Genomic DNA, 24,924 nt, shown 5'->3' with positions numbered 1-24,924 from the left:
TGTTTTAGAACGTAAACCGGCTATAACTCTATCAAAAGTTTTTCGTTCGAATTATACCCATTACTATTTAATGCTTCTTCCTGGACTGCTTTGGATGTTCTTTTTTAATTTGTTTCCCATGTACGGAACATTAATGGCATTTAAGGATTTTAATCCAGGAGTAGGGATTCTTAAGTCTGCATGGGTAGGTCTAGAAAACTTTAAATATATGTTTGAGCTTCCAGACAGTATTCAAGTTTTCAAGAATACAATAGTCATCGCAATTGCAAAAATGATTTTACAATTAATTGTTCCTTTAATATTTGCTCTTATGTTAAATGAAGTGAAAAATAGGTTGTTTTCTCGATCGGTTCAGACAATTGTATATTTACCGCATTTTCTTTCTTGGGTTATTGTGGCAGGTATTTTACTAGACCTTTTCTCGCTTTCAGGCCCAGTCAATCAGTTGCTTACTGTCTTGGGAATTGAACCGATTTTATTCTTCTCCAATCCAGATATCTTTCCGGCAATTGTAATTGGTAGTGACGTTTGGAAGGAGTTTGGTTTTGGTGCAATTATCTATTTTGCAGCACTAACTTCTATTAGTCCTGAATTATACGAAGCAGCGGCAATAGATGGTGCTTCCCAGTTTAGACGCTTAATAAGTATTACGTTGCCTAGCATACTTCCAGTAGCCATATTACTAGGTACATTAAGCCTAGGTAATATCTTGAATGCGGGGTTTGATCAAATATTCAACCTATACAATCCGCTTGTCTATTCTACTGGGGATATCATTGACACGTGGGTTTATCGGGCAGGTCTAATAGATATGCAATATGGATTAGCTACAGCAGTAGGACTTCTTAAATCTATTGTCAGCTTAATATTAATTGCTATTTCTTATGGGTTAGCTTACCGGTTTGCAAATTATAGAATTTTCTAAAGTAAGGAGGGATGGAATATGGTAGAAGAACGATCTGTCATATCCAAGTTTTTCAATGGATTTAATGTGTTTTTACTTATTTTAATAACCCTTCTATGTATCTATCCAGTTTGGTATATGTTAGTTGTTTCTTTTAGTGATAAATCTGCAGTGGCTGCGGGGCAAGTGTTCCTTTGGCCCAAAGATTTTACAATAGCAGCTTATAGGCTGATCCTGGATGATATTCAATTTTTCAAATCCTTTGGTATATCAGTTACCCGTGTCATTTTAGGAACGATAACTACCTTTGTAGTGGTGGTTTTAATGGCTTATCCACTTTCAAAAACGTCAAGGGAATTCAAACCAAGAAATATTATTATGTGGATTTTGATATTTGCCATGCTCTTTAACGGCGGTTTAGTTCCATGGTATATGACTATGAAGGCACTGGGATTGACCAATAATATTTGGGGTCTTGTTCTTGGAGGAGGATTACCTGTTTTTAATGTGATTTTGGTTATGAACTTTTTTAGAAATTTACCAAAGGAATTGGAAGAATCAGCAATTATGGACGGAGCAGGACCATGGAGAATACTGTTAAACATCTTTTTACCGTTGTCTAAACCTGTATTGGCTACTATTTTAGTCTTTACAATCGTGTATCATTGGAATGAATTTTTTCAGGCAATGGTGTTAATGACAAAAAATGACCAATATCCATTACAAACTTACATTCGTTCCCTTACGGTCGTAACGGATCTTTCAAGTATGGATGCGGAATCAGCGAAACTCCTTACATCGACATCCAATCAAACATTAAATGCAGCGAAAATATTTATTTCAATGCTTCCACTTTTAGTGATCTACCCATTCTTCCAAAAATATTTTGTCAAAGGTATTACGCTCGGTTCTGTTAAAGGGTGATAGAAAGTATATGCCCTTTGCTGACAAGTTATCTTGAAAATGTAACAAAGGGGAATCCAAAAACTATAAGGAGGAATTTGTATGCAAGATACTAGTTTTGCTATACACCCCGGAAAGAAGGTTAATATAAGAGGAACTTCCTACCAAAGTATAGGTTCTCTTGTTAATTATAACTTCCAAGAAAAGGTACTGAATATAAAATGTGAAAATGGATATGTTTCGATATGTTTTTATCGAGATGATATTGTTCGAGTTATTATGAATCCAAAAAAGACACCTTCTTTGAATACGAGTTTTGCTGTTATTAAAAAGCAGGAGGATGTTGAGGTGGTTGTTAGCGAAGATAATGGTGAGATACATGTTTCAAGTAACAAGCTCTCACTCGTTATTAACACAACACCAATAAGGATTTCTATTTTTGATAATCAAGGACGCTTGCTTGTGCGTGAAAACGAAACAGGTATGGGTTTTAATGAGAAAAAAGAGGTGATCTGTTTTAAAGAGATGCATAAAGATGACCACTTTTATGGGTTTGGTGAAAAAACAAGTTTTTTAGATAAGCGTGGTGAGAAAATGACTATGTGGAATTCCGACGTGTTTGCTCCACATAATCCCGAGATTGATGCGCTTTATCAATCCATACCTTATTTTATGACGATTCGTAATGGAGATGCCCATGGGATCTTCTTGATAATACCTTTAAAACAGTATTTGATATGAAAACATCTAATGATATCTATTCGTTTTCTGCTGAAGGTGGTCAACTAGACTATTATGTCTTTGCAGGTCCAACTCCAAAGGCAGTATTAGAACAGTATTCAGAAATAACAGGGAGAATGCCAATTCCTCCAAAATGGGCATTAGGATACCATCAATCTCGCTATAGCTATGAATCTGAGAAGGAAGTAAGAGAACTAGCAAGTAATTTTCTAGAGAAAGATATTCCACTGGATGCGATTTATTTAGACATCCATTATATGGATGGGTATCGCGTATTTACATTCGATGAAGAGAGGTTTCCGAATCCAGCGGCCTTAGTTCAAGACCTAAAGGATGCTGGTATTCATGTTGTCCCAATCGTAGACCCTGGTGTGAAAGAAGACCCTGAATATTTGGTTTACCAAGAAGGGGTTAGAGGAGATAGATTTTGCAAATACATTGAAGGAAATATATACTTTGGCGATGTTTGGCCAGGCAAGAGTGCGTTTCCTGATTTTACGAACAGTGATGTACGTAAATGGTGGGGTGAAAAGTATGAATTCTATACCCATATAGGTATAGAAGGTGTTTGGAATGATATGAATGAACCAGCTGTCTTCAATGAGACAAAAACCATGGACTTAAAGGTTATTCATGATAATGATGGTGATCCAAAAACACATCGGGAAATGCATAACTTGTACGGACTGTTAATGGGTGAAGCAACCTACGAAGGGATGAAAGAACAGTTAAACGGGAACCGTCCATTTTTACTGACTCGTGCGGGATTTGCTGGTGTTCAACGATATGGCACTGTCTGGACGGGGGATAATAGAAGCTTTTGGGAACACTTACAAATGTCTATTCCCATGTGTATGAATCTTGGTATTTCTGGAATTCCATTCTGTGGGCCAGATGTTGGAGGGTTTGCACATGACACAACAGGGCAATTACTTTTAAGGTGGACCCAAGTTGGTACATTTACTCCCTATTTTAGAAATCATAGTGTCCTAGATTCCATTCGCCAGGAGCCGTGGTCATTTGGTGAAGACTATGAAAAGGTTATTAAAAAATACATCCAAGAGCGCTATGTATGGCTTCCCTATTTATATACTTTATTTAGAGAAGCAAGTGTTACTGGAGTACCTGTAATGCGTCCATTAGTACTTGAATATCCCGATGATAAACATACTTTTAACCTATCTGACCAGTTTATGATTGGTTCAAATGTGATTGTAGCACCGATATTAACACCAGATACCACTCATCGGGTTGTTTATTTACCTAAAGGAAACTGGGGGAATTATTGGACAGAAGAAATTCTTGAAGGTGGAAAGCACCATCTTATCCAAGCTGACCTTGAAACATTGCCTATCTTTGTTAAAAAAGGAGCAATTCTTACTCATGGAACTGTAAAACGATCAACTAAAATGAAAGAAAGTGAAATGACCATTCATTTATATCCAACAAAAGATGAGGTTTCTACGTTTACTTATTATGAAGACGATGGGAAAACATTTGCTTATAATTATGGTCAATATTTCGAATGTAAGATTGAAACAAAAATGGATGATAAAAATCTTGATATCGTTATTAATGTTGAACATGATCAGTTCAAACCAGATTGGGAAAAAGCAATGTTTGTCATTCACGGATTAAACTCCGGTATGACAATAAAAGTGAATGGAATAACACCAAATGAGGTAATTAAAGAATCGGAGTCAACTCTTATTAAAGTTCCATTTGTAATGGAACATTAACAACTAGAGGTCCGTCCCAGTGTCTATATTAATCTAGAAATCTTAAAAAAGGGAGAGATTCAGTTGAAGAGGTCCATAAATATTGCTTGTACTCTAATGATGATTATAGCTATGGTAGTCTTTACTGGTGGTTTTTCTGTTTCCAATCATGTTGCAGCTGATAGTTTGTCCAAGAAGCAAGTAGATTCTAGTACGATCCCTGATCAGACAATTAGAATTCATTACAAAAGAGCGGACCAGAATTATGATGATTGGGGCCTTTGGTTATGGAATGATGTCGCGATTCCTTCAGCTGAAGCAGGTGCCTGGCCAACAGGTGCTACTCCTTTTTCCAATACACAGGTAGATGAAAATGGAGCTTATGTTGATGTAAAGTTAAAAGAAAATCCTGCCAGTATAAGTTTCATTGTTGTAAATAGGTCTACTGGTGAAAAAGATGGGGATGCAAAGGTATTCGCCCAGTTTTCTGAATATAAAGAAGTATTTATTACAGAAGGAGATGACTTTGTGTACACTTCCCCTGATGGAGAAACGAATATAGAAAAGAGTAAAACTTTTCATCCTAATTGGTCAAAGGATTCTACCATATATGAAGTGAACGTCAGACAATATACTTCTGAAGGAACGTTTGAGGCGTTTGAAGCTCATCTGCCGAGATTAAAGGAGTTAGGCGTAGAGATATTGTGGTTTATGCCCATTCATCCGATTTCGAGTGAGGGAAGGATTGGAACATTAGGTTCCTACTATGCAATACAAGATTATAAAGCAATTAATCCAGAGTTTGGCACATTAGACGATTTCAAAAGATTAGTAGAAAAAGCACATAGCATGGGATTCAAAGTGATGCTAGACTGGGTGGGGAATCACACTGGAAAAGATCATATTTGGACTGAAAATAAAGAATGGTACACTCTGGATATTGAGGGGAATATCACTCACCCTCCTGGTACAAACTGGTTGGATGTTGCCGATTTGAACTTTAACAATACGGAAATGAGAACTGCGATGATTGACGCTATGAAATATTGGGTTAAAGAAACAGACATTGACGGGTATCGTGCTGATTATGCTGTAGGAGTGCCTCTAGATTTTTGGGAGACTGCTCGAAAAGAATTAAATAAAATAAAACCAGTATACATGTTAGCGGAGGATAATACCGTCTATAACCTGCTAGATCATGCATTTAATTCTAATTATGGTTGGGAACTAAATCATATAATGAGAGATATAGCCATTGGGAATAGGGACGCAACACATGTAAAATCATATATTTCAAAAATGGAACGCCTATATCCAAGTGGTTCTTATCCAATGCATTGGACAACGAATCATGATGATAATTCGTGGGAAGGTACTACATCAGAGCTATTTGGTGAATCTGAAAAAACGATGGCTGCTTTAACATTTACCTTGCCAGGTATGCCATTAATTTATTCAGGTCAAGAAGCAGGATTAAATAAGAGGTTGGCGTTTTTTGATAAAGATGAAATCTCTTGGCAAGATTTATCGGATCAAAAGTTCTATCAGGATTTAATCCGCCTTAAAAAGGAAAATAAGGCATTGTGGAATGGAGATGCTGGTGGGGAAATTAATTTATTGGACACTTCTTACGAAAACATATTAGCTTTTGAACGACAAAAAGGTAATTCAAAGGTAATGGTTTTAGTTAATCTTTCTGGAGACCCTATCTCCGGCAGTGTAACTGTGGACTCAAAGTCTGTCGGAAACTATCACTTGTTCCCTTCAAAGGAAACCGTTAGTATAGAAAACAAACAACCATTTGATTTGGAACCTTGGGAATATCATATCCTTGTAAAATAGATCCTTAACTTTAAAGACCATCCCTATTCTATAATAGAGGGATGGTCTTTTCTGTAGGTTTGTTATATTAAATAGGCTGGGGTTAAAGTGCATTTCTGATCACTTTTTTATAATTAAGCACGGACAGAAATTCGAAAATGGAGTATAAGCCTGTATATAGAATCATGACCAGTGCCATTGGCGTCCAAAGCTCAGCCCCGAAAAAGAACCAGCCAGATAGGACCGCAAAATAGCTATGGGAAAGACCGATGACTAATGGAATGCCAAAATTGAATACCTGTTTCCAGCCGATTCCTTTTGTTAAGTCGCCTTGAGTAAAACCGAGCTTACGTAAGATGGTGTAATTTGATTTCTCATCTTCGCTTTCGTCCATTTGCTTAAAGTAAAGAATACAACCGGATGTAATAAGGAAGGTAAGTCCAAGGAAACCAACGATAAACATCATGAGCCCCATGAGCTGTTTCTGGTCTGTGCTCATTTGAAGTTGTGAATCATTCATGTAATTTTCATCAAGTCCTAGATCAAGATAAAGATCATTTGCTTGTTGGATCGACTTTTCCTTCTTCATCTCAATCCCGATAAAGACAGTGGATTCCCTCTGTACTTCTGGATCGAAGTCTTGTTGAAGGGTAGCAAACAAGGTATCATCCACGATCGCAACCGGCTGACCACCGTTTGTAAAATACCATGAAACAATAAACTCATCTCTTAACCCAATATAATCAAGCGGAATGGTTTCGGATTTACTGTGAAATTCAATGTTTCCGGAGTCGTCAAGAGCCATAAATTTGGATAGCATATCACTGTATCCTGTAAACAACGTTTCAGTTGGCGACACATCAATACCAGGAACAGATTTTTCGCTAACGACAGGCATTTCCATGTGAGTTAGGTCCACATCCATTAATTCTCCATCCGTTTTTATGATCGGTTTCAAATTTGCCTGAACCATCACAACCTCAATCACTGTCTCCTCAAATGGTAGATCTTCACTTTTTAAAGCATCCTTAAACGTTTGTGCATCTTCTGTACTAGTGAAGGCAAAATCTTTTATTACACTATCTTCAGCTGATTTTTCTGCGGAATAGTATGAGATATAACTTAACGATAACAATCCGATGGCAAGTGCAGAAACTGTTGTGACAATGGTTAACAGCAACGAATTCGACTTCATTCGAAACATAATCGAAGATAAAGAGAGAACTTCCTTAATATTTAAGTAACCATCCTTCCTTTTTCGAATCAGGTTAAAAATAAAGCTTACTGATCCTTTGTAAAAGAAATAGGTTCCAATAATAACGGATGCTAAAATGATCACCATGGCAATGAATAGTTGAGTCATTTCTGTAATGTCCCCGCTAAACAGTTTGGTGGAAACAAAATAACCAAAGGCAATGAGTGAAATCCCCGCAATGCCCATGAACATCTCCCAGACAGATAGCTTTTGTACCTTTTGTTCAGCAGAAGAGGTGACTCGAAATAAGGATAAAATCGTCTGTTTTCTTATAAATAGGGCATTCATCCCAAGAATTAATAAGAAAATGAGTGTAAACACAATGACGGTTTGAACAAATGCTTGGCTTGAAAAATGTAAGCTCGTGACGGCATCTACTCCTGTAATTTTTAGCAGAATCATCATGATTAATTTAGAAATGGAAAACCCAACGAAAATACCAATACCTAACGACAAAAAGTAGAGAAGCGCATTTTCCACTCCAAGAATGTGGAAAATCTTTCGTTTCGTCATGCCAATCAAATGAAACAGTCCGATTTCTTTACTGCGTCTTTTAATAAAGATCATATTGGCATACACGAGAAAGACGGTAACAATTCCAACAAGAAGGACGGAAGCGGCTCGTATCGAAGCTCCGCCTTTAATAGTCCCCTTTGCTGCGTCCATAGCAGAGTCATATTGGAGGGTCACAAACGCAAAATAAAGAGAAACACTAAAAATCAAGGCAAATACATACAGATAATAGTTTTTGATATTCTTTTTAAAGGAACGAAGGATGAGTTGATTAATGGTCATCTGTTACTCCTCCTAACACTCCTTGTGTTTTCATAATATCTTGGAAAAAGGCTTGCCTTGTTTCTGACCCACGATTTAGCTGGGTATATATTTGTCCGTCACGAAGGAAGATGACTCTTGAACAGTAGCTCGCTGCGACAGGATCATGAGTGACCATCACGATAGTGGATTTTCGCTTTTGGTTCAAGTGGCTAAGCTTATTTAATAAATCGGAAGCAGCCTTTGAATCAAGTGCACCTGTTGGTTCGTCAGCAAAGATCAGACTCGGCTCATGAATGAACGCACGGGCAGCTGATGTTCGTTGTTTTTGTCCTCCGGAAATTTCATTGGGATACTTATGTTGAAGCTCTGCGATCCCTAGCTCATTGGCTACTTCCGTAAACTTTTGGTCCGCTTCCTTTTTCGGTGTTTTCGTAATAGATAAAGGAAGCAAAATGTTTTCTTTGACTGTGAGTGTATCTAATAAATTGTAATCCTGAAAAATAAATCCTAAGTTTTTTTGACGGAAAAGGGCGAGTTCTTTGTCACGCATCTGGGTAATTTCTTTTCCTTCCACAAAAATAGAGCCTTGGCTCACATGGTCAATCGAGGAAAGCACATTTAATAGAGTGGTTTTTCCAGATCCAGAGGCTCCCATGATACTGACGAATTCGCCTTGTTTAATGATCATATTGATGCCTTTTAATACCTCTTGTTTATTGAATTTATTTCCGTAGCTTTTGTGTATTTGTTTGGCTTCTAGAATATTCAATCTTAACCTCTCCTTCCTTCAATGACTTGATTATAAATGGATTGGGGGCTCGTATCCTTCGATTCATCTAACATTTGAAGCAGGCATGTGACATCTTTGTCACATGCCTGTTATTTTTACGAATTCATTACGATTAGGTAAAGTGAGCATAAAAGTTGAACCCTCTCCTGGAGTAGATTGAACCGATATTTGTATCAAAAGGGAATCAGCCGCTTTTTTCGCCAAATATAATCCCATTCCAGTAGCAGAGTGATCTTGATGGGTGGAAGTAGACGTGAACCCTTTTTCGAAAATACGTGGCATGTCCCTCGGATCAATCCCACGCCCGAAGTCTTGTATTTCTATGACGATATGATCGACTTTCAAGAAGCTTCTTATGTAAATATCTGACTGGTTGCTGTATTTGACGGCATTGGTTAACAGCTGACGGAGGATAAAAGCGAACCATTTCGCATCTGTTAGGATCTCTCGTTCTTGGAGACTAACATCTATGCCAATGCCTTTTTGAATACACCAAGATTGTAAGGTCTTGATTTCTGGAATCACTAGTGTGTGAAGATCTACTTTTTCGATAAAAAGGTCATTCTCAATAAAGTAAAGACGTTTCTGGTGAAGCTGTTGGTCGAGTAATAAGTGAACTCGTAGCCATTCATGAGTGAGACTTGCCTTTGTTTTTTCATCGGGAATACGGTCAATAATGAGATGCATAGCGGTTAAAGGAGTCTTTACTTCATGAATCCAGGCCAACATCTGGTCCTTCTCGTCTTCTAAGGATAGTTGATGGTGATTGAACTGATTTCTTAGCAATTCGGTTTGTTTATAGACACTTTTTTCTATGATCCCCTCAAAGGGAGTTTCTGCTTGTGGGATCTGAGATAGATCGAGATTGTTCTCCCACTCTTCAATCCCTTTGAAAAAACGAGTCTCCTTTTGATACCTGCTGAAAAGGAAGATCAAGAATAGGAGAAAGGATAAAAATACAATGTATAGAATGGGTTTGAGCGGAATCGCAGAATCGATAAAAGCCACAAATACAATTAAGAGATGGATGAAGAAATAAAAGAGAATCCAACTACGGCGTTCCTTTACGAATACTTTGATCATGAAAGAGATCCCTCTTCGATGGCGATATAGCCCTGTCCTACTTTGGTTTCTATATAGTGGCCAAGCTGTAGCTCATCCAGTTTTTTCCTTAATCGATTGACATTGACTGTTAGTGTATTATCACTAACAAACCGTTCATCATCCCAAAGGCTTTTAATGATGGTCTCGCGGCTCACAATGCTGTTCTTTTTTTCGATTAATATTTTTAAAATGTACATTTCATTTTTCGTCAGCTCGATCGATCCGTTGTTGTTCGTTACTGTATTTTTCTCGTAATCCACCGTAGCACCGCACCATGATTTCAACTCGACTGTGTGATTGCTATAGTTGTAGACTCTGCGTAGAATCGCTTGGATTTTCGCAATTAACACGTCAAAATGGAAGGGCTTTTGAACAAAATCGTCTGCCCCTAGCTGCATGCTCATGACCATATCTGTCGGATGATCACGTGAAGAAAGGAAGATGATCGGCACATTGGAATGGGCTCTGATCAGGCGGCACCAGTGAAAACCATCGTATTTTGGAAGTTGAATATCAATGATGACTAAATCAGGCTTGACCTTCGTAAACTCCTCAAGAACGAGGGCGAAGTCTTGGATCCCGTGAACTTCATAAGACCACTGAGTTAGTCGCTCTTTTATTTCATGAAAAAGACTAGAATCATCTTCAATGAGAAGAATTTTAAACATACATACTGTCACCAACTTTCCTCATCATTGTATCGAAACTACAATCAAAAGAAAAATGTTTATATGTAAAATAATAACAAGTAATAGAATCGTTATAGCTAGTGTCCACCCCACGCGGACAAAAAAGCAAAAGTGTCCACGAAGGGTGACAGACACCCATTTTTATTTTAGGGTTTCTTTTGCTGCGCGTTCTCCAGATTCAATGGCACCCTCCATATAAAGGCGCCATTCCTTAGCCGTTTCCGTCCCCGCCCAATGAATAGGTCCAACAGGGTCTGTTAAAGCGGCTCCATATTCAGTGATCACGCCGGTTGCAAAATGGGCAGCATAGCCTCCTCTTGACCAGGAATCCTCTGCCCAATCCTTCTCATAAACACTGATAGGCTCAAGTGCCTTGCTTCCGAATAAATGGGCAATACAAGCTATAATCTCTTTCCTCCGTGCTTCTTTCGTCAATGGACCCAAACTTCTTGCGTATTTTCCCCCGATCAATGCGGTTAGAACTCCATGAGGCTGGTCTGGTGTGGTGCTATCCATCGTAGCTCGAATCGGTCCGCAATCGTAGTAAGAGCTGCCAGATAATCCATCTTCTCTCCAAAAGGGGGTGTTATATACGATTACTGATTTTATGATCGATCCTTGCCCAACCCGCTGACAAAGCTGTTCGCGAAGTGCAGGCAGTGGGGGATTGTATTGTATTTTTGCGCTGAAAGCAGGAGGGATGGCAACGATGACTTTTTTGCTAGTCCAACACTCGGAATCAGTGTGGACGGTTGCACCACTGTCTCTCCACTCAATTTTTCTTACAGGTTGATTTAAGTAAATTTGATCCTGCATAATTTTAGCCATTCTTAGTGGTAAGGTTTGCGCCCCATTCGTTATCCACATATCTTCTGCAGTCAAAATCTGATCCATTCCACCGGCGGATTGGATGAACCAAAGGATGTCTAAGAAGGAAAATTCGCTAAGCTCAAGGGAGGAAAGTTCTTCACAGAAAATACGGAAGAATGCTTTTCCGTATTTTGAGAACATTTGTCTTTCAATCCAGCTGTCCATAGTTAGCGCATCATACTCTCTCATTAAAGATGAATGTAATAATCCTTCTTTCTGAATAAGCTTCGTTAATTGATGGATCTTCTTTCGAGTTAGAAATAAATCTAGCATTCCTTGTGGTGAAACAGGTGGGGAAGTTTTTGAACTAAGCATGCGCTTGTTATGTAAATCATATATGGTTTTTCCCTGTTTGTATGAAGGGATGGTCTTTATATTGAAAAATTCCAATAAGGACTGTATACGAGGCTGGAATGGAGAAACCCACTGGGCACCAAGATCAATCGTTGAATCTTCATGGGTAATCGTTAATACACGACCTCCAACACGGTTTTGAGCTTCTAAAATAGCAAAGCTTTTTCCATGCTTCCTTAACTCCCATCCAGCAGCAAGACCAGATAGTCCAGCTCCAACAATTACTACATCTACATGATTTAGCACGATGAGTGCCTCCCGTAAAAGATTTAGCTGCTGAAAATAAATATAGGCATCGTGAAAGTATTTTCCCTCTGTTCCTAAAGAAACATGTACATTTTACTGATTATGTGGTCAAATGAATGTACTTTACATGTTGTTTTCATAAAAAGAATACGTTCGGTAAAATGTAGTATTGTAAAGAAATTTTGAAAAGAGGCTGTTTTATGGATTTTACAGATTTCACCTTAAGTGAAGAAATATTGAGTACTTTAGCGAGCCTACAATATCAACATCCAACTGAAGTCCAAAGAAAAATTATTCCTCTTGTCTTAGAGGAGCGGGATGTGATCGTAAAGTCACGCACAGGAAGTGGAAAAACAGCATCCTTTGCCATTCCGATTTGTGAATTGGTTGATTGGACAGAAAATAAACCGCAAGCTCTAGTACTCACCCCTACTCGGGAGTTAGCTGTACAGATAAAAGAAGATTTTATAAATATCGGACGGTTAAAACGAATCAATGCAGTAGAAGTATACGGAAAACAATCCTTTATGTATCAGAAAACGAAACTTAAACAAAAGACTCATGTCGTTGTAGGGACACCAGGTCGACTGCTGGATCATATTCAAAAAGGCACCCTTCTACTCGATCAAGTTCGCTTCCTTGTAATAGACGAGGCTGACGAAATGCTAAACATGGGCTTTATCGAGCAAGTAGAGGCCATTATAGAAGAAATGCCAAAAAATCGAGTGACGATGCTCTTTTCAGCCACTCTTCCTGATGCGGTAAAAAAGCTCGCTCAAAACTATCTGCGCTCACCGTTGGAGGTTGAGATAGAACCTTCAAGCAATACAGGTAACCTAATTGAACATTCCTTGTATTGGGCGGAGGAAGATGAAAAGCTTCAATTATTGCAAAATGTAACGATTATCGAAAACCCGGATAGCTGTATCATTTTTTGCCGGACAAAGGACCGTGTGGATATGGTTGTCGATCATTTAACGAAGCTTGGGTATGATTGCGATAAAATACATGGTGGAATGATTCAGGAAGATCGTCTAGATGTGATGAGTGAATTCAAACGGGGAGAGTTCCGCTACCTGATCGCAACCGATGTGGCTGCCCGCGGGATTGATATTGAAAATATTTCACTCGTGATTAACTTTGATATTCCATATGAAAAAGAGAGCTATGTCCATCGCACGGGAAGAACTGGCCGGGCGGGGATGAAAGGAAAGGCTACTACGTTTGTTACAGAAAGAGAAAAACGACTGTTAGACGAAATTGAGCAGCTCATTGGTTTTCATATTCCACAGAAGGAGAAACCTGCTTCGGGGCAAGTGGAGAGATCACGATCTGCCTTTGAAGAGAAGATTGGTTCAGAGCCGGAGATTAAGCAACTAAAAAGCGAGGAACTCAATAAGGATATCACCAAACTCTATTTTAATGGCGGCAAGAAAAAGAAGCTGCGCGCCGTTGATTTTGTCGGAACCATTTCTAAAATTGATGGTGTTTCTGCACAGGATATCGGAATTATCACGATTCTTGACACCGTCTCTTATGTAGAAATCTTGAATGGCAAAGGGGCACAGGTATTGTCCGAAATGAAACATACAACGGTAAAAGGGAAACAATTAAAGGTTCATATAGCCAGAAGATAAGCACTTCTTAATGAACTGCACCCCAATTGTTAGACACTAATCTAACAATGAGGGGTGCAGTTTTTTATATGACTAAATTTACATCAGAAGATAAATTATTAGCTGTTAAACGCTATCTAGAGGGACAAGGTAGTCATGCTAACATCGGAGAATCAATAGGGGCAAATAAAAGTGTAGTTATGAACTGGGTTAGGCAATATGAACAAAACGGTGCTGAAGCATTTACTAAATCCTATACAAGTTACTCCGCGCAGTTTAAACTAGACGTACTTAACTATATGAATGATAATGGGACGTCACCAAATGAAACAGCGGCTATTTTTAGGATTTCATCTCCTGGTTTAATCCGTAAATGGAGATTGCAATTCGAGTCAGAAGGAGTGGACGCCCTTCAATCCAAAAAAAAGGGGCGTTTAACTATGAAGAAGAAAACTAAGAAAGCTATACCTGTTGAAGGATCTGTAGAAGCACTACAAGAAGAAATAGAACGGTTACGTATGGAGAATGCATACTTAAAAAAGTTGAATGCCTTAGTTCAGAACAAGGAAGCATTACAAAGCAAGACAAAGCGAAAGTAGTGTATGAACTAAGGAATGAATTTCCATTAAAAGGTTTACTTAAATTAGCAGATATTCCACGTAGTACATACTATTATTACGTGAAGCTATTTAGCCGACCAGACAAAGATATAGAATTAAAAATCATGATTCAAGCAATCTATCATGATCACAAAGGGCGATATGGTTATCGTCGTATTAAGGATGAGCTAAAGAACCAAGGACATAACGTTAATCACAAAAAAGTCCAACGCCTCATGAAAGAGTTAGGGCTAAAAAGTATTGTTCGAATGAAGAAATATCGTTCTTATAAAGGGAAGGTTGGTAAGATAGCACCCAATATACTTGACCGTAACTTCAAGGCTGAAAGCCCGAATGAAAAATGGGTTACAGATATTACTGAGTTTAAATTGTTTGGTGAAAAGCTGTACTTGTCACCGATGTTAGATTTATTTAATGGAGAAATTATAGCCTATACTATCGAATCAAAACCAAGATATTCTCTTGTATCAAAGATGTTGAAAAAGGCATTTGAAAGACTGACAGATGGACACAAATTACTAATCCACTCAGACCAAGGCTGGCATTATCAGATGCCCCAATATCAAAAAGCTTTAAAAGAAAATGAGATTACACAAAGTATGTCACGTAAGGGAAACTGTTACGATAACGCAGTAATAGAGAACTTTTTCGGCATTCTAAAATCGGAATTTTTATATACTCAAGAGTTTGAAAGTGTAGAACATTTTAAAATTGAATTAGAAGAATATATTGATTACTACAATAACAAAAGGATTAAAGCCAAATTAAAAGGTCTGAGTCCGGTACAATACCGGACTCGGACTCAGACCTTAAGAGTTGCCTGATGAAATAAATGTCTAACTTTATGGGGTCACTTCATTAAAGAGGTGCTTTTTTAATTGGAAAAAAGAACAAAACCCCATTGACAGAATATAACTCTTACTTTAATATTATCATTATCAATAATGATAATAAAAACAAGGGGGGATTTACGATGATTAGCAATGCAACAATCTTAAGCATGGTCGCAGTTATTATTTTTTCCATTCTTCTATTTACTAACGCCATTCTAATAACAAAAAAACAGGTAGGAATTTCACTCAAGCCGTTAATAATAGGTAGCATCGGGTTTGTTATTATCACTCAAGTATTAGAGAAACTTCTTCATGTTGCAGCCATAACCAATTTTCCAAACTATGCGGAACATCCATGGTTATTTGGATTATACGGCGGTTTTGCGGCAGGGATATTTGAGGAAGTAGGGCGCTATATCTTATTTATCTGGCTGTTGAAAAAATATCAGGATTACAAAGGTGGGCTGTCTTTCGGGGTAGGCTGGGGTGGCATTGAAGCCGTAGTTATTGCCCTTTCAACGGTTGTACCATTCCTTCTCTTTGCAACGATGATCAATGCAGGTACATTTGATGCCTCTATCGGAGCTAGTCTTCCGAGTGATCAAGCAGCAACCATTAAAGAAACATTATTAAATCAAGGAGTTTCTCACTACCTATGGGGAATACCAGAGCGTTTCTTTGCTCTCTTTATGCAAATCGCTTTCACTTTACTTGTTTTACTAGCGGTCATTAAAAAGAAGTTCCAATACGTACTGCTCGCAATTATCGCTCATGCGGCAATTGATTTTCCTTTAGCCTTCTACCAAACTGGATACATCAAAAGCTTATGGATTATTGAGTTGTACATTGCCTTCATCGGAGTTCTATCTTTCTTCATTATAAAAAGATTAAGAAAATTGCTGATTGGGTAAAAATACCTGAGACAAAAGTTGGTTTTAATAAAGTATAATAAAAGAAAAACTGTAAAAGGCAAACTTCTCCGAAAGGGAAGGACGCAAAGCCGTGAGCCTAATCGCTTGATCTAGCGAATGGTTGTCAGGTTGCCAGGTCTCATTTTGTGAGCCTCGGCTGGCAGAATGGGGGAACTTGAAATGAAAAAGCTAGTAGTATCAATGATTGTTGTGTTGCTTTTTTCAATAGGAGGCTTTGGATCAAAAATGAGTGCTTCTACTGTAGATCGCTCCACCTGGCTATGGAATCCGTGGGAAATTGTTAGTGATGAAGAGGGAACAATAAGCTTTCTCGAACAAAAGCAAATCAACAAAGTCTATGTACAAATCGATCGTGATATCCCAATGAATGTGTACCGTAGCTTTACTACGAAGGCATCAGTAAAAGGGATAAAAGTATATGCTCTAGACGGAGCACCAAGCTGGGTAGCTCCAAAAGGATATCGAAATCAAGATGCGTTAATGAACTGGTTAAAAACCTATCAAGCTGGGTCAACCGCTTCTCAAAAATTTACGGGTATTCATTTAGATGTAGAGCCTTACTTATATAGCGGTTGGAATACGAAACGAGCGGCAACTGTTAAAAGTTATCAAGAATTAATAACTAAAGCGAGTGCCTCTGCTGACACATTAAAACTACCTCTTGAAGCCGACCTGCCATTCTGGTTTGATGAAGTGTCTTACAACAATACGTTTGGCAAAGGAAATCTAGCAGAGTGGGTTATTACAAAAACGAATAGTGTAACGATTATGGCCTACCGTGATACCGCCCCAGCTATCATTGAAATCGTCAAAAATGAAATAGCCTTTGCCGGCAAACACAATAAGGCATTAGTCATCGGTGTAGAAACAGGTGCAACAGACGAAGGCGATATAATTTCCTTTTTTGAAGAAGGGGAAGCCTACATGAATGAGCAGCTTGATTTGGTTGCCTCCCATTACGGAACCACTCTTGGATATAAGGGACTGGCAATCCACCATGTGGGAAGCTGGAAAACCATGAAATAAAGAACAAAAGAAAGCACTCAAAGAGTGCTTTTTTGTTCATATTCAGTCCTTTTTCTTACCTAAAAAACATCATATACTTTGTTTAAAGCTTGGAAACAGGGAGGGCTCTGTTTATGAACCTGAAACATTTACAATATTTTCGTGTGCTAGCCAAAACACAGCATTATACAAAAGCAGCCGCTCAGCTATATATCACACAACCAAGTCTTAGCCAGGCAATCGGCGAGCTTGAAAAAGAATTAAGTATCAAGTTATTTGAAAAGGTTGGTCGAAATATTAAGCTGACCAAATACGGCCACTATTTTTTAACCTATGTGGAAAATGGATTAGAGGAGCTTGAAAAGGGTGAAAGGAATCTTCAAAAGCTCACCAATGCCAATACGGGTATCATTGACTTAGCATTCATTTTCTCCTTAGGAGCCGATTTTGTCCCATCGATTATTCAGTCTTTTATGGAAGAAAATGAGGGCGGACAAGTAACCTTTTCTTGTATTCAAGGAACCACACAGAATATCATCCAAGGCTTAAAGGAAGAAAATTATGACCTTGCTTTTTGTACGTATGCGGAACATGAACCAGAAATTGATTTTATTCCATTAATGAAGAGAGATATTGTACTCATCACTCATAAAGATCATCCGTTAGCATCCAAGGATTCCGTGGAATTAATGGATATTGCTGAGGAAAAATTCATTTGTTTTAACAAGAAAAGTCTATTTCGTCCCGTAATCGATCAATTATTTACGGATGCCGGGATCACTCCATATATATCTTGTGAAGTAGCAGAAGATACGGCATTGGTGGGCTTAGTGGCAGCCAAACAAGGAGTGGGAATCCTTCCGCGATCCTCCACCTTAGACCTGTTTGACATTAAAGTTCTACCTTTTCAGGAGCCGCTCCCAGAACAAATTATCTACATGGCGAGTGTAAAGAATCGTTACCTATCACCTGTAGTGGAAAAGTTTAAAAGTTATATTGAAAGAAATTCACTTAACTAAGACTCTTTTTTTTATTTTTCATAGGGTAAGCCTATAGATCTCACCAAAAAACCGATTGGTATTTATGGATTGTCTGTTTTAGAATAGTCGTATAAACAAGTTTGTGAAATAATGAGCAAGAGGAAGAGGGAATCTATGATGAAAAAGGTGCTTATGCTAAACGGTGTGAATCTTAATATGTTTGGAAAACGTAATCCGAAGGTGTATGGAACGATTACCCTAGATGAAATTAATGAAAACATGAAAAAGTTAGCAGAAGAGTTAGATCTAGAACTTGAAACATTCCAAACGAACTGTGAGGGAGAGATGGTAGATCGCATTCATCAAGCCTATCGTGAAAAAGTCGATGCAGTGATTATTAATGCTGGTGCCTGGACCCACTATAGCTACGGAATTCGCGATGCTTTAGATATTTTAGAAGTACCGTTTATTGAGATTCATATGTCTAATATCCATGCAAGAGATGAATTTAGACATCGTTCTGTATTTGCAGAAATTGCTCAAGGTCAGATTAGCGGTTTTGGATGTGACAGTTACTTATTAGGGTTAAGAGCCGCAAAAACACTTATTGATGAAAAGCAATTACAAGAAGCTTAAAAAAAAGCTAGCAGGCCAATAACTAAAGGGTTCCGTTTTTTGGGTACTTTATTAATTAAAATACACAAGACAAGACGTATGAATTTGCATACGTCTTGTAGTAATTAACATGATTAAGTATTGTACAATTAAAACTGGTCGATAAAAAGCTGCTGATTCCCACATTTAGGTTTAAGAGGGTCCGCACTTATCAGTTGAGGGATCAGGTTAAGCACCCGAGCTGAAAAATAGACGGAGAAATTCCGATTAATTAGTAATTGTTATTAAAAAAAGCTTAAATAAACGGAGAGATTCCGCCTAATGGCTCAAAAAATCCCAAAATAGGAGATTTTGCTTTGCATAAGCGGAAAACCTCCCCTTATTTACCTCCGAAATCCGCTCCATTCTGCATCTAACCGGAAATTCTCCGCTTATTATGCTAGTTACTCGATTAAGGCCAAGACAAAGGGACCCATGACCTGCTAGCTTTGTTATTGAAGATACGAACGTAGTTGTTGTAGTTTTGCTTTTCCAAAGTGATCCTCTAAGGTTCTTACTGCACTTTCCACTACAAACTGCCTCTTTTGGCTAGGCTGCAAAAGCTCCTCTAAGATGAAATCGAGCAGCTCGATATATTTCACAGAGTCAGTCATATGCATGCTCTCTTTTTTTAGACTCATAATTTCAAGTGTAAGTTGTTCTTGATAAGATTTATCTTTCTTATGACAAGTTGGAGACCAATCATCCAACAGTTCCGGTGAAAGAAGTTGCTCACCGGTTTCCCCTACATTCTTCATTAGTGCCAAAAGTCGATTAACACTATATCTTACTACCCGTTCAGGATTGCTCTTTAAGCTATTCGCCATTCTCTCATACTTAAGGTTATGGTGGAAAATAGCGGTAAACATAATGGCAGCATCAAGAAGATAGGGTTTCATGCTCTCGCCAAAAATTTCATGAAAGCGTTCGTATACCCAACGTAACATTCGCAACTGAAAATCACTAATAAACTTTTTTAACTCAGAATCATTTAAAAATAGCACTTCTTCATATAAAGGTATAAGATTACTTGCTCGATTGGTCTTCACTTGCAATTCCATTTGCTTGATGAACACTTCGATATCTGACGGGTCTTTTCCGATTAAAAGTTCGTTTCTTTCATGTTCAAACTTTTTTTGGATCACTCGGAAAATGGCCATGAGTAGCTCGTTTTTTGAAGAAAAGTAATTATAAAAGGTTCCTTTAGATATACTACTAAAATCTAATATGTCTTGAATGGAAGTTGCTTGAAATCCCTTTTCTACAAAAAGCTGGTGGGCTGTATTAATAACGTGTTGCTTCCGATCATTCATTGTATCACCCGAATTAGTATTTGGACTCACTGTATAAAAGTATAGTAACTTATTTTTCTGAAGGTTACAAACCCATTATTTAGCTGTGTTTTTTCATTGCAATTTTTATACTCAGGGTATAATATATGTAAAGTGTATAACAGAAGTACATTTTATTGGACTTATAGTATAGGAGGAACATACATGGCTGAAAAACAAGATAAACGGCCGCCATACGGGATTATTGGAGTTCTGTTAATTGGGGCTTTCATCACGTTTTTAAATAACACCTTATTAAATATTGCTTTGCCATCCATCATGAAGGATTTAGAGGTAGAAGCTGCCACGGTTCAATGGTTAACTACTGGCTTTATGCTAGTTAACGGGATATTAATTCCGGCTACTGCCTTCTTAATACAGAAATATTCAGTTCGAAATTTATTTTTAGTCGCCATGAGTTTATTTACAATTGGTACTTTAGTGGCTGGTGTGGCTCACGAATTTCCGATTCTTTTAGCTGGACGTATGCTTCAAGCATCAGGATCTGCCATTATGATGCCATTGCTTATGAACGTCATGCTCGTTAGCTTTCCAATTGAAAAAAGAGGAACAGCGATGGGGGTTTTTGGCTTAATCATCATGTTTGCCCCTGCCATTGGTCCAACATTATCAGGGTGGATTATTGAACACTATGATTGGAGAATGCTTTTCCACTTTATTACCCCTATTTCAGTAATAGTGGTATTAATCGGTTTCTTCCTATTAAAAGATAAGAAAGAAAAGAGCAATCTTCGTTTAGACTTTTTCTCATTAGTTTTATCAAGTATTGGTTTTGGTGGGATTCTTTACGGCTTCAGTTCGGCAGGAAGCAAGGGGTGGGACAGTCCGCATGTGTATCTGGCTATTGCAGTCGGTTTCATTTCGCTAGTAACTTTTATTTTAAAACAAATAAAGCAAGACAATCCGTTGTTAAACTTTAAAGTGTTTAAATACCCCATGTTTGCCTTGTCATCTTCTATATCCATGGTAACAAACATGGCATTATTCTCAGGAATGATCCTTATTCCCATTTATGTTCAAACGATTCGTGGAATTTCTCCACTAGACGCTGGGTTAATGCTCCTACCAGGTGCCATCGCCATGGCGATTATGTCTCCTATTACCGGGAGACTGTTTGATAAATTTGGTGGGCGAGTATTGGCGCTAATTGGTTTAGGAATCACGGTAATCACCACGTATGAGTTTAGTCAGCTAACGGTAGACTTAAGCTATACGCACTTAGTCATCCTTTACACAGTTCGAATGGTTGGGATGTCATTTGTTATGATGCCTGTTTCAACAAACGGATTAAATCAACTTCCGACGCGTTTCTATCCACATGGTACGGCAATGAACAATACGTTAAACCAAGTGGCTGGGGCAATCGGAACCGCATTACTAGTTACGGTTATGTCCAATCGTACAGAAACACACGCCAAAGAATTGGCTGACGAAGCGATGAAGACGGCTGCAAGTCAAGGAGCAGGAGCCGCACAGCCAACTGCTGAAATGATCGCTCAAATGAAAGAGCAGATTATGATGAAGGCGATGCTCGAAGGAATTAATGATGCATTCCTAGTAGCTACAGGGATTTCAATTGTCGCCTTCATCCTCGCATTCTTTATCAAACGCGCCACACAAGCAGAGGATCCAATCGAAGGAAAAGAAGTGTCAAAGGTTGTACCGGCAAAGCTAGCTGAAAATTAATGCTCGTATCTGAAGGGGACCCTCGAAATTGAGGGTCTTTTTTTAAAATAGCAAGTAAAGTGTTAGAATCGCAAATAAATTTTTCGAATCGCAAATAAAATCCCGGAATCGCAAATAAAATCTCAGAATCGCAAATAAATTTTTTAAATCACAAATAAAATCCCAAACTAATCTACTAATCCTCCTAAAAAAATACCAAAATCCATTCAGAAATGCCCTTTCATCCCTTAGTTTCCACTCCATTTATTGCAAAAAGAATCGAAACAGTGCCGAAAAAAACAATCTCTTCAAATCCATTCCGAGATTCCGCCTGCCCCTAAAGTCAACAACAATATTTTACCAAATCCAAGATTTTATACTTGCGTATCTACTAAACTACCGTTACTATTAAGTTTGTATTAAATCTAGATATGGATATACATAAGTGAAAACTCAACTATATATTGTGTTGTTGCCTTAAGATAAGATGCCGTACGGCTTAATAGGGAATCTGGTGAAAGACCAGAACTGCCCCCGCAACTGTAAATGCTGACAAAATGAACAAGCCACTGTGAAGATTGCTTACGAGATGTAGGTGCCTAATGGGAAGGGTTCAAAGTAGAGTGAAGCATAAGTCAGGAGACCTATCTTACTTAAGATGTTTCAACTTCTTCGGGGATTTGGGAAGATGAAACGATGGCGACAGAAGACAAAAAGTATTTTTGCCTGTTTGTCTTTTGCTGAAATCGTTTCATCCGCTCAAGGAACCACTTGAGCGGATTTTTATTTTCAGGAGGGACGATCATGACAGTAGTAGATGTACATGAAGATTATAAATCGGTGTTAAGAGCGATTGAAGAGTGTTCTTCAACTTATCAATTAGACGCCACTGAGATGACAAAAATGGTAAATGAATTAGAGGCAGCAAAAAAAGAAGTGAGCCAACAAGCTTTATTTTATTCTTTAAATAAAATCGCGATGGACCAGCCAGATTGGACATTTGTTGCCGCGCGCATATACTTAACCGAATTATACAAACAAGCTTCGCAAAATCGAAACTACGATTCATCACATACATATGGGAACTTTTACGATTTGCTAGAAACGTTAACAGAGAAAGGGATCTACTCTCCTAAACTGCTGCAAATGTATACAGAGGGAGAAATTAAAGAATTAGCGGACACAATCAGTCCTGAACGAGATAAGCTTTTCAACTATATTGGTCTGTTTTTATTTGCTGATCGTTACCTTGCAAGAGATCATGATAGAAATGTATATGAGTTACCGCAAGAAAGATTCATGGTTATTGCGATGACCATCATGATGAATGAATCTAAAGGCAAAAGACTAGAGTTAGTAAAAGAAGCCTACTGGGCCCTTAGTCATTTATATATGACGGTAGCCACACCAACATTATCAAATGCAGGCAAGAACTTTGGTCAGCTGTCCTCTTGTTTTATCGACACAGTCGATGATTCGCTTGACGGCATTTATTTGAACAATTGGGATATCGCTCGCTTAAGTAAAGAAGGCGGTGGCATCGGGATTTATTACGGAAAGGTTCGCGCGCTAGGTTCCGATATCAAGAGGTTTAAAGGAATGTCCTCTGGAGTCGTACCTTGGATCCGCTTGATTAATGATACAGCCGTAAGTGTTGATCAATTAGGTCAAAGACAAGGGGCGGTTGCCATTTACTTAGATATATTCCATAAAGACGTAATGAATGGCTTTCTTGAACTAAAGACCAATAATGGGGATGAGAGAAGAAAGGCTCATGACATTTTCACAGGAGTTACCATCCCTGATTTATTTATGGAAAAACTTCAAGAGAAAGATGAAAACGGCAGAAGTATTGGAGAATGGCATACATTCTGTCCGCACCAAGTGAAGCAGCTGATGGGCTGGAAGGATGAGAGTGGGAACCCGCTTGGGCTTGAAGATTTTTATGATGAAAAAGATCGAAAGTATTTTACAGAAAAATACGAAGAAGCTGTGAATCAGCCACTCTTACCAAGAAAAACCTACCGTGCGATGGATATTATGGCCCGAATAATGGTGGCTCAGCTAGAAACAGGTACACCTTACATGTTCTATCGAGATGAGGTGAATCGTCAAAATCCAAACAAGCGTGCAGAAGGACGAACATCTATCTACTGCAGTAATTTATGTACAGAAATCGCCCAAAACATGTCGAGTACAACGATTGTAAAAGAATACAAGGACGAAGATGGCAATCTAGTAATCGTGAGAAAGCCCGGAGAATTTGTTGTATGTAATCTCTCATCGATCAACCTGGCAAAGGCTTATGGTGCTAATGAGCTGGAACGATTAATAGCGATTCAAGTGCGGATGCTAGACAATGTTATTGATCTGAATACCATTCCAGTTGGACAAGCCGAGTTAACGAATCAAAAATATCGAGCGGTCGGCTTAGGGACGTTCGGGTGGCATCATCTGTTGGCCTTACAATCGATCCATTGGGAATCAGAAGAAGCGGTCCAGTTTGCTGATGAACTATACGAAAATATTGCTTATTACACGATTCGAGCATCTATGGAGCTTGCCAAAGAAAAAGGTGCCTTCAGTCAATTTGAGACGTCTGAATGGGCTACAGGAAGATATTTCGAGCGGAGAAATTACACGTCCGACCGTTGGAGTGAGTTAAAAGAACAAGTAAAGGCAAACGGTATTCGTAATGGCTGGCTGATGGCGATTGCTCCAAATTCGTCGACTGCAAAAATTGGTGGCTCAACTGACGGAATTGATCCGTTGTACGCAGTGGAATATGCGGAGGAAAAGAAGAACTTTAAGTTCAAGGTAACCGCACCTGACTTGAACCATCGCACATACACGTACTACCGAAGAGCAAGGCATGAGTTAGACCAAGTTTGGAGTATTCGTCAAAACGCAGCACGTCAGCGTCATATTGATCAGTCTATCAGTTTTAACTTGTATGTGAGACACGATATAAAAGCAAAAGACTTGCTCCATTTACACGTAGAAGCTTGGAAGCAAGGGTTAAAAACGACGTATTACGTAAGAAGTACTTCGCAGTCAGAGATTGAAGAATGTGAAGCTTGCCATAGCTAAGCTTG

At 38.5% G+C, this 24,924-nt stretch carries 17 protein-coding genes, 1 pseudogene and 2 riboswitches; of the genes and pseudogenes, 12 read left to right on the top strand and 6 right to left on the bottom strand.

The genetic code is table 11. The features are described 5' to 3' along the window. Positions 1–70 precede the first annotated feature (70 nt). The 4 genes and pseudogenes from ACQ5H4_RS17000 (at position 71) to ACQ5H4_RS16985 (ending at position 6,108) form a co-directional block, all read left to right on the top strand. Entirely contained in the window at positions 71–925 is an 855-nt protein-coding gene (locus ACQ5H4_RS17000; RefSeq protein WP_430776246.1) for an ABC transporter permease, read from the top strand. 18 nt (positions 926–943) lie between these two features. Further along, the gene (locus ACQ5H4_RS16995; protein WP_391559834.1) at positions 944–1,828 is read left to right on the top strand and encodes a carbohydrate ABC transporter permease; all 885 of its coding nucleotides are present in this window, start codon (positions 944–946) and stop codon (positions 1,826–1,828) included. Positions 1,829–1,909: 81 nt separating this feature from the next. After that, positions 1,910–4,287: pseudogene (locus ACQ5H4_RS16990) on the top strand (glycoside hydrolase family 31 protein). Between the two features lie 63 nt (positions 4,288–4,350). After that, on the top strand, positions 4,351–6,108 hold the full coding sequence (locus ACQ5H4_RS16985) for an alpha-amylase family glycosyl hydrolase (RefSeq protein ID WP_430776187.1): 1,758 nt from the start codon (positions 4,351–4,353) through the stop codon (positions 6,106–6,108). Positions 6,109–6,190: 82 nt separating this feature from the next. Here ACQ5H4_RS16985 and ACQ5H4_RS16980 read toward each other — a convergent pair whose 3' ends face one another. The 5 genes from ACQ5H4_RS16980 to ACQ5H4_RS16960 form a co-directional block, all read right to left on the bottom strand. Continuing rightward, entirely contained in the window at positions 6,191–8,137 is a 1,947-nt protein-coding gene (locus tag ACQ5H4_RS16980; RefSeq protein WP_430776186.1) for an FtsX-like permease family protein, read from the bottom strand. Further along, a complete protein-coding gene (locus ACQ5H4_RS16975; RefSeq protein WP_430776185.1) occupies positions 8,127–8,888 on the bottom strand; it encodes an ABC transporter ATP-binding protein in 762 nt (253 codons plus the stop codon). Before ACQ5H4_RS16975 ends, ACQ5H4_RS16980 begins: the two co-directional genes overlap by 11 nt. Positions 8,889–8,987: 99 nt before the next feature. Continuing rightward, a complete protein-coding gene (locus tag ACQ5H4_RS16970) occupies positions 8,988–9,992 on the bottom strand; it encodes a sensor histidine kinase (protein ID WP_430776184.1) in 1,005 nt (334 codons plus the stop codon). Further along, positions 9,989–10,681 carry a response regulator transcription factor gene (locus tag ACQ5H4_RS16965; RefSeq protein ID WP_430776183.1) on the bottom strand — a complete coding sequence of 231 codons (693 nt, stop codon included), beginning with the start codon at positions 10,679–10,681 and terminating at the stop codon, positions 9,989–9,991. The genes ACQ5H4_RS16970 and ACQ5H4_RS16965 overlap by 4 nt, the downstream gene beginning before the upstream one ends. Positions 10,682–10,843: 162 nt before the next feature. Next, entirely contained in the window at positions 10,844–12,172 is a 1,329-nt protein-coding gene (locus ACQ5H4_RS16960) for a flavin monoamine oxidase family protein (protein ID WP_430776182.1), read from the bottom strand. Positions 12,173–12,372: 200 nt separating this feature from the next. Between ACQ5H4_RS16960 and ACQ5H4_RS16955 the strand changes: the two genes are divergently transcribed. The 6 genes from ACQ5H4_RS16955 to aroQ all read left to right on the top strand — a co-directional run bounded on the left by ACQ5H4_RS16955 (position 12,373) and on the right by aroQ (position 18,794). Next, positions 12,373–13,809 (top strand): DEAD/DEAH box helicase, encoded by a 1,437-nt coding sequence (locus ACQ5H4_RS16955; protein WP_430776181.1) that lies wholly within the window; start codon positions 12,373–12,375, stop codon positions 13,807–13,809. A gap of 68 nt (positions 13,810–13,877) precedes the next feature. Further along, a protein-coding gene (locus ACQ5H4_RS16950; RefSeq protein WP_430776180.1) for an IS3 family transposase occupies positions 13,878–15,232 on the top strand; the annotation gives its coding sequence in 2 pieces (ribosomal slippage) (positions 13,878–14,322 and positions 14,322–15,232; 1,356 coding nt in all). Between the two features lie 149 nt (positions 15,233–15,381). After that, positions 15,382–16,152, top strand: coding sequence for a YhfC family intramembrane metalloprotease (locus ACQ5H4_RS16945; protein ID WP_430776179.1), 771 nt, complete (start codon positions 15,382–15,384; stop codon positions 16,150–16,152). 47 nt (positions 16,153–16,199) lie between these two features. Then, a riboswitch (cyclic di-GMP riboswitch) is annotated at positions 16,200–16,289 on the top strand. Between the two features lie 43 nt (positions 16,290–16,332). After that, positions 16,333–17,199 carry an amidase gene (locus tag ACQ5H4_RS16940; RefSeq protein ID WP_430776178.1) on the top strand — a complete coding sequence of 289 codons (867 nt, stop codon included), beginning with the start codon at positions 16,333–16,335 and terminating at the stop codon, positions 17,197–17,199. A gap of 113 nt (positions 17,200–17,312) precedes the next feature. After that, complete coding sequence (locus ACQ5H4_RS16935) at positions 17,313–18,197, top strand: LysR family transcriptional regulator (protein ID WP_430776177.1); 885 nt, start codon at positions 17,313–17,315, stop codon at positions 18,195–18,197. A gap of 138 nt (positions 18,198–18,335) precedes the next feature. After that, positions 18,336–18,794, top strand: coding sequence for a type II 3-dehydroquinate dehydratase (gene aroQ, locus ACQ5H4_RS16930; RefSeq protein ID WP_430776176.1), 459 nt, complete (start codon positions 18,336–18,338; stop codon positions 18,792–18,794). A 470-nt stretch (positions 18,795–19,264) separates the two neighbouring features. On the opposite strand, the gene ACQ5H4_RS16925 is transcribed toward aroQ, so the two are convergent. Next, entirely contained in the window at positions 19,265–20,125 is an 861-nt protein-coding gene (locus tag ACQ5H4_RS16925) for a TetR/AcrR family transcriptional regulator (protein ID WP_430776175.1), read from the bottom strand. A gap of 183 nt (positions 20,126–20,308) precedes the next feature. On the opposite strand from ACQ5H4_RS16925, the gene ACQ5H4_RS16920 reads away from it, so the two are divergent. Further along, the gene (locus tag ACQ5H4_RS16920; RefSeq protein WP_430776174.1) at positions 20,309–21,850 is read left to right on the top strand and encodes a DHA2 family efflux MFS transporter permease subunit; all 1,542 of its coding nucleotides are present in this window, start codon (positions 20,309–20,311) and stop codon (positions 21,848–21,850) included. A 447-nt stretch (positions 21,851–22,297) separates the two neighbouring features. Further along, positions 22,298–22,494: riboswitch (cobalamin riboswitch) on the top strand. Positions 22,495–22,633: 139 nt separating this feature from the next. After that, positions 22,634–24,919, top strand: coding sequence for a ribonucleoside-diphosphate reductase subunit alpha (locus tag ACQ5H4_RS16915; protein WP_430776173.1), 2,286 nt, complete (start codon positions 22,634–22,636; stop codon positions 24,917–24,919). Positions 24,920–24,924: the final 5 nt, after the last annotated feature.

The organism is Bacillus coreaensis, assembly GCF_050586445.1.
GTDB classification, from domain to species: domain Bacteria; phylum Bacillota; class Bacilli; order Bacillales; family Cytobacillaceae; genus Robertmurraya_A; species Robertmurraya_A coreaensis.
The sequence above is the reverse complement of the archived record's forward strand: the minus strand, read 5'-3'. Positions and strand labels throughout refer to the sequence as shown.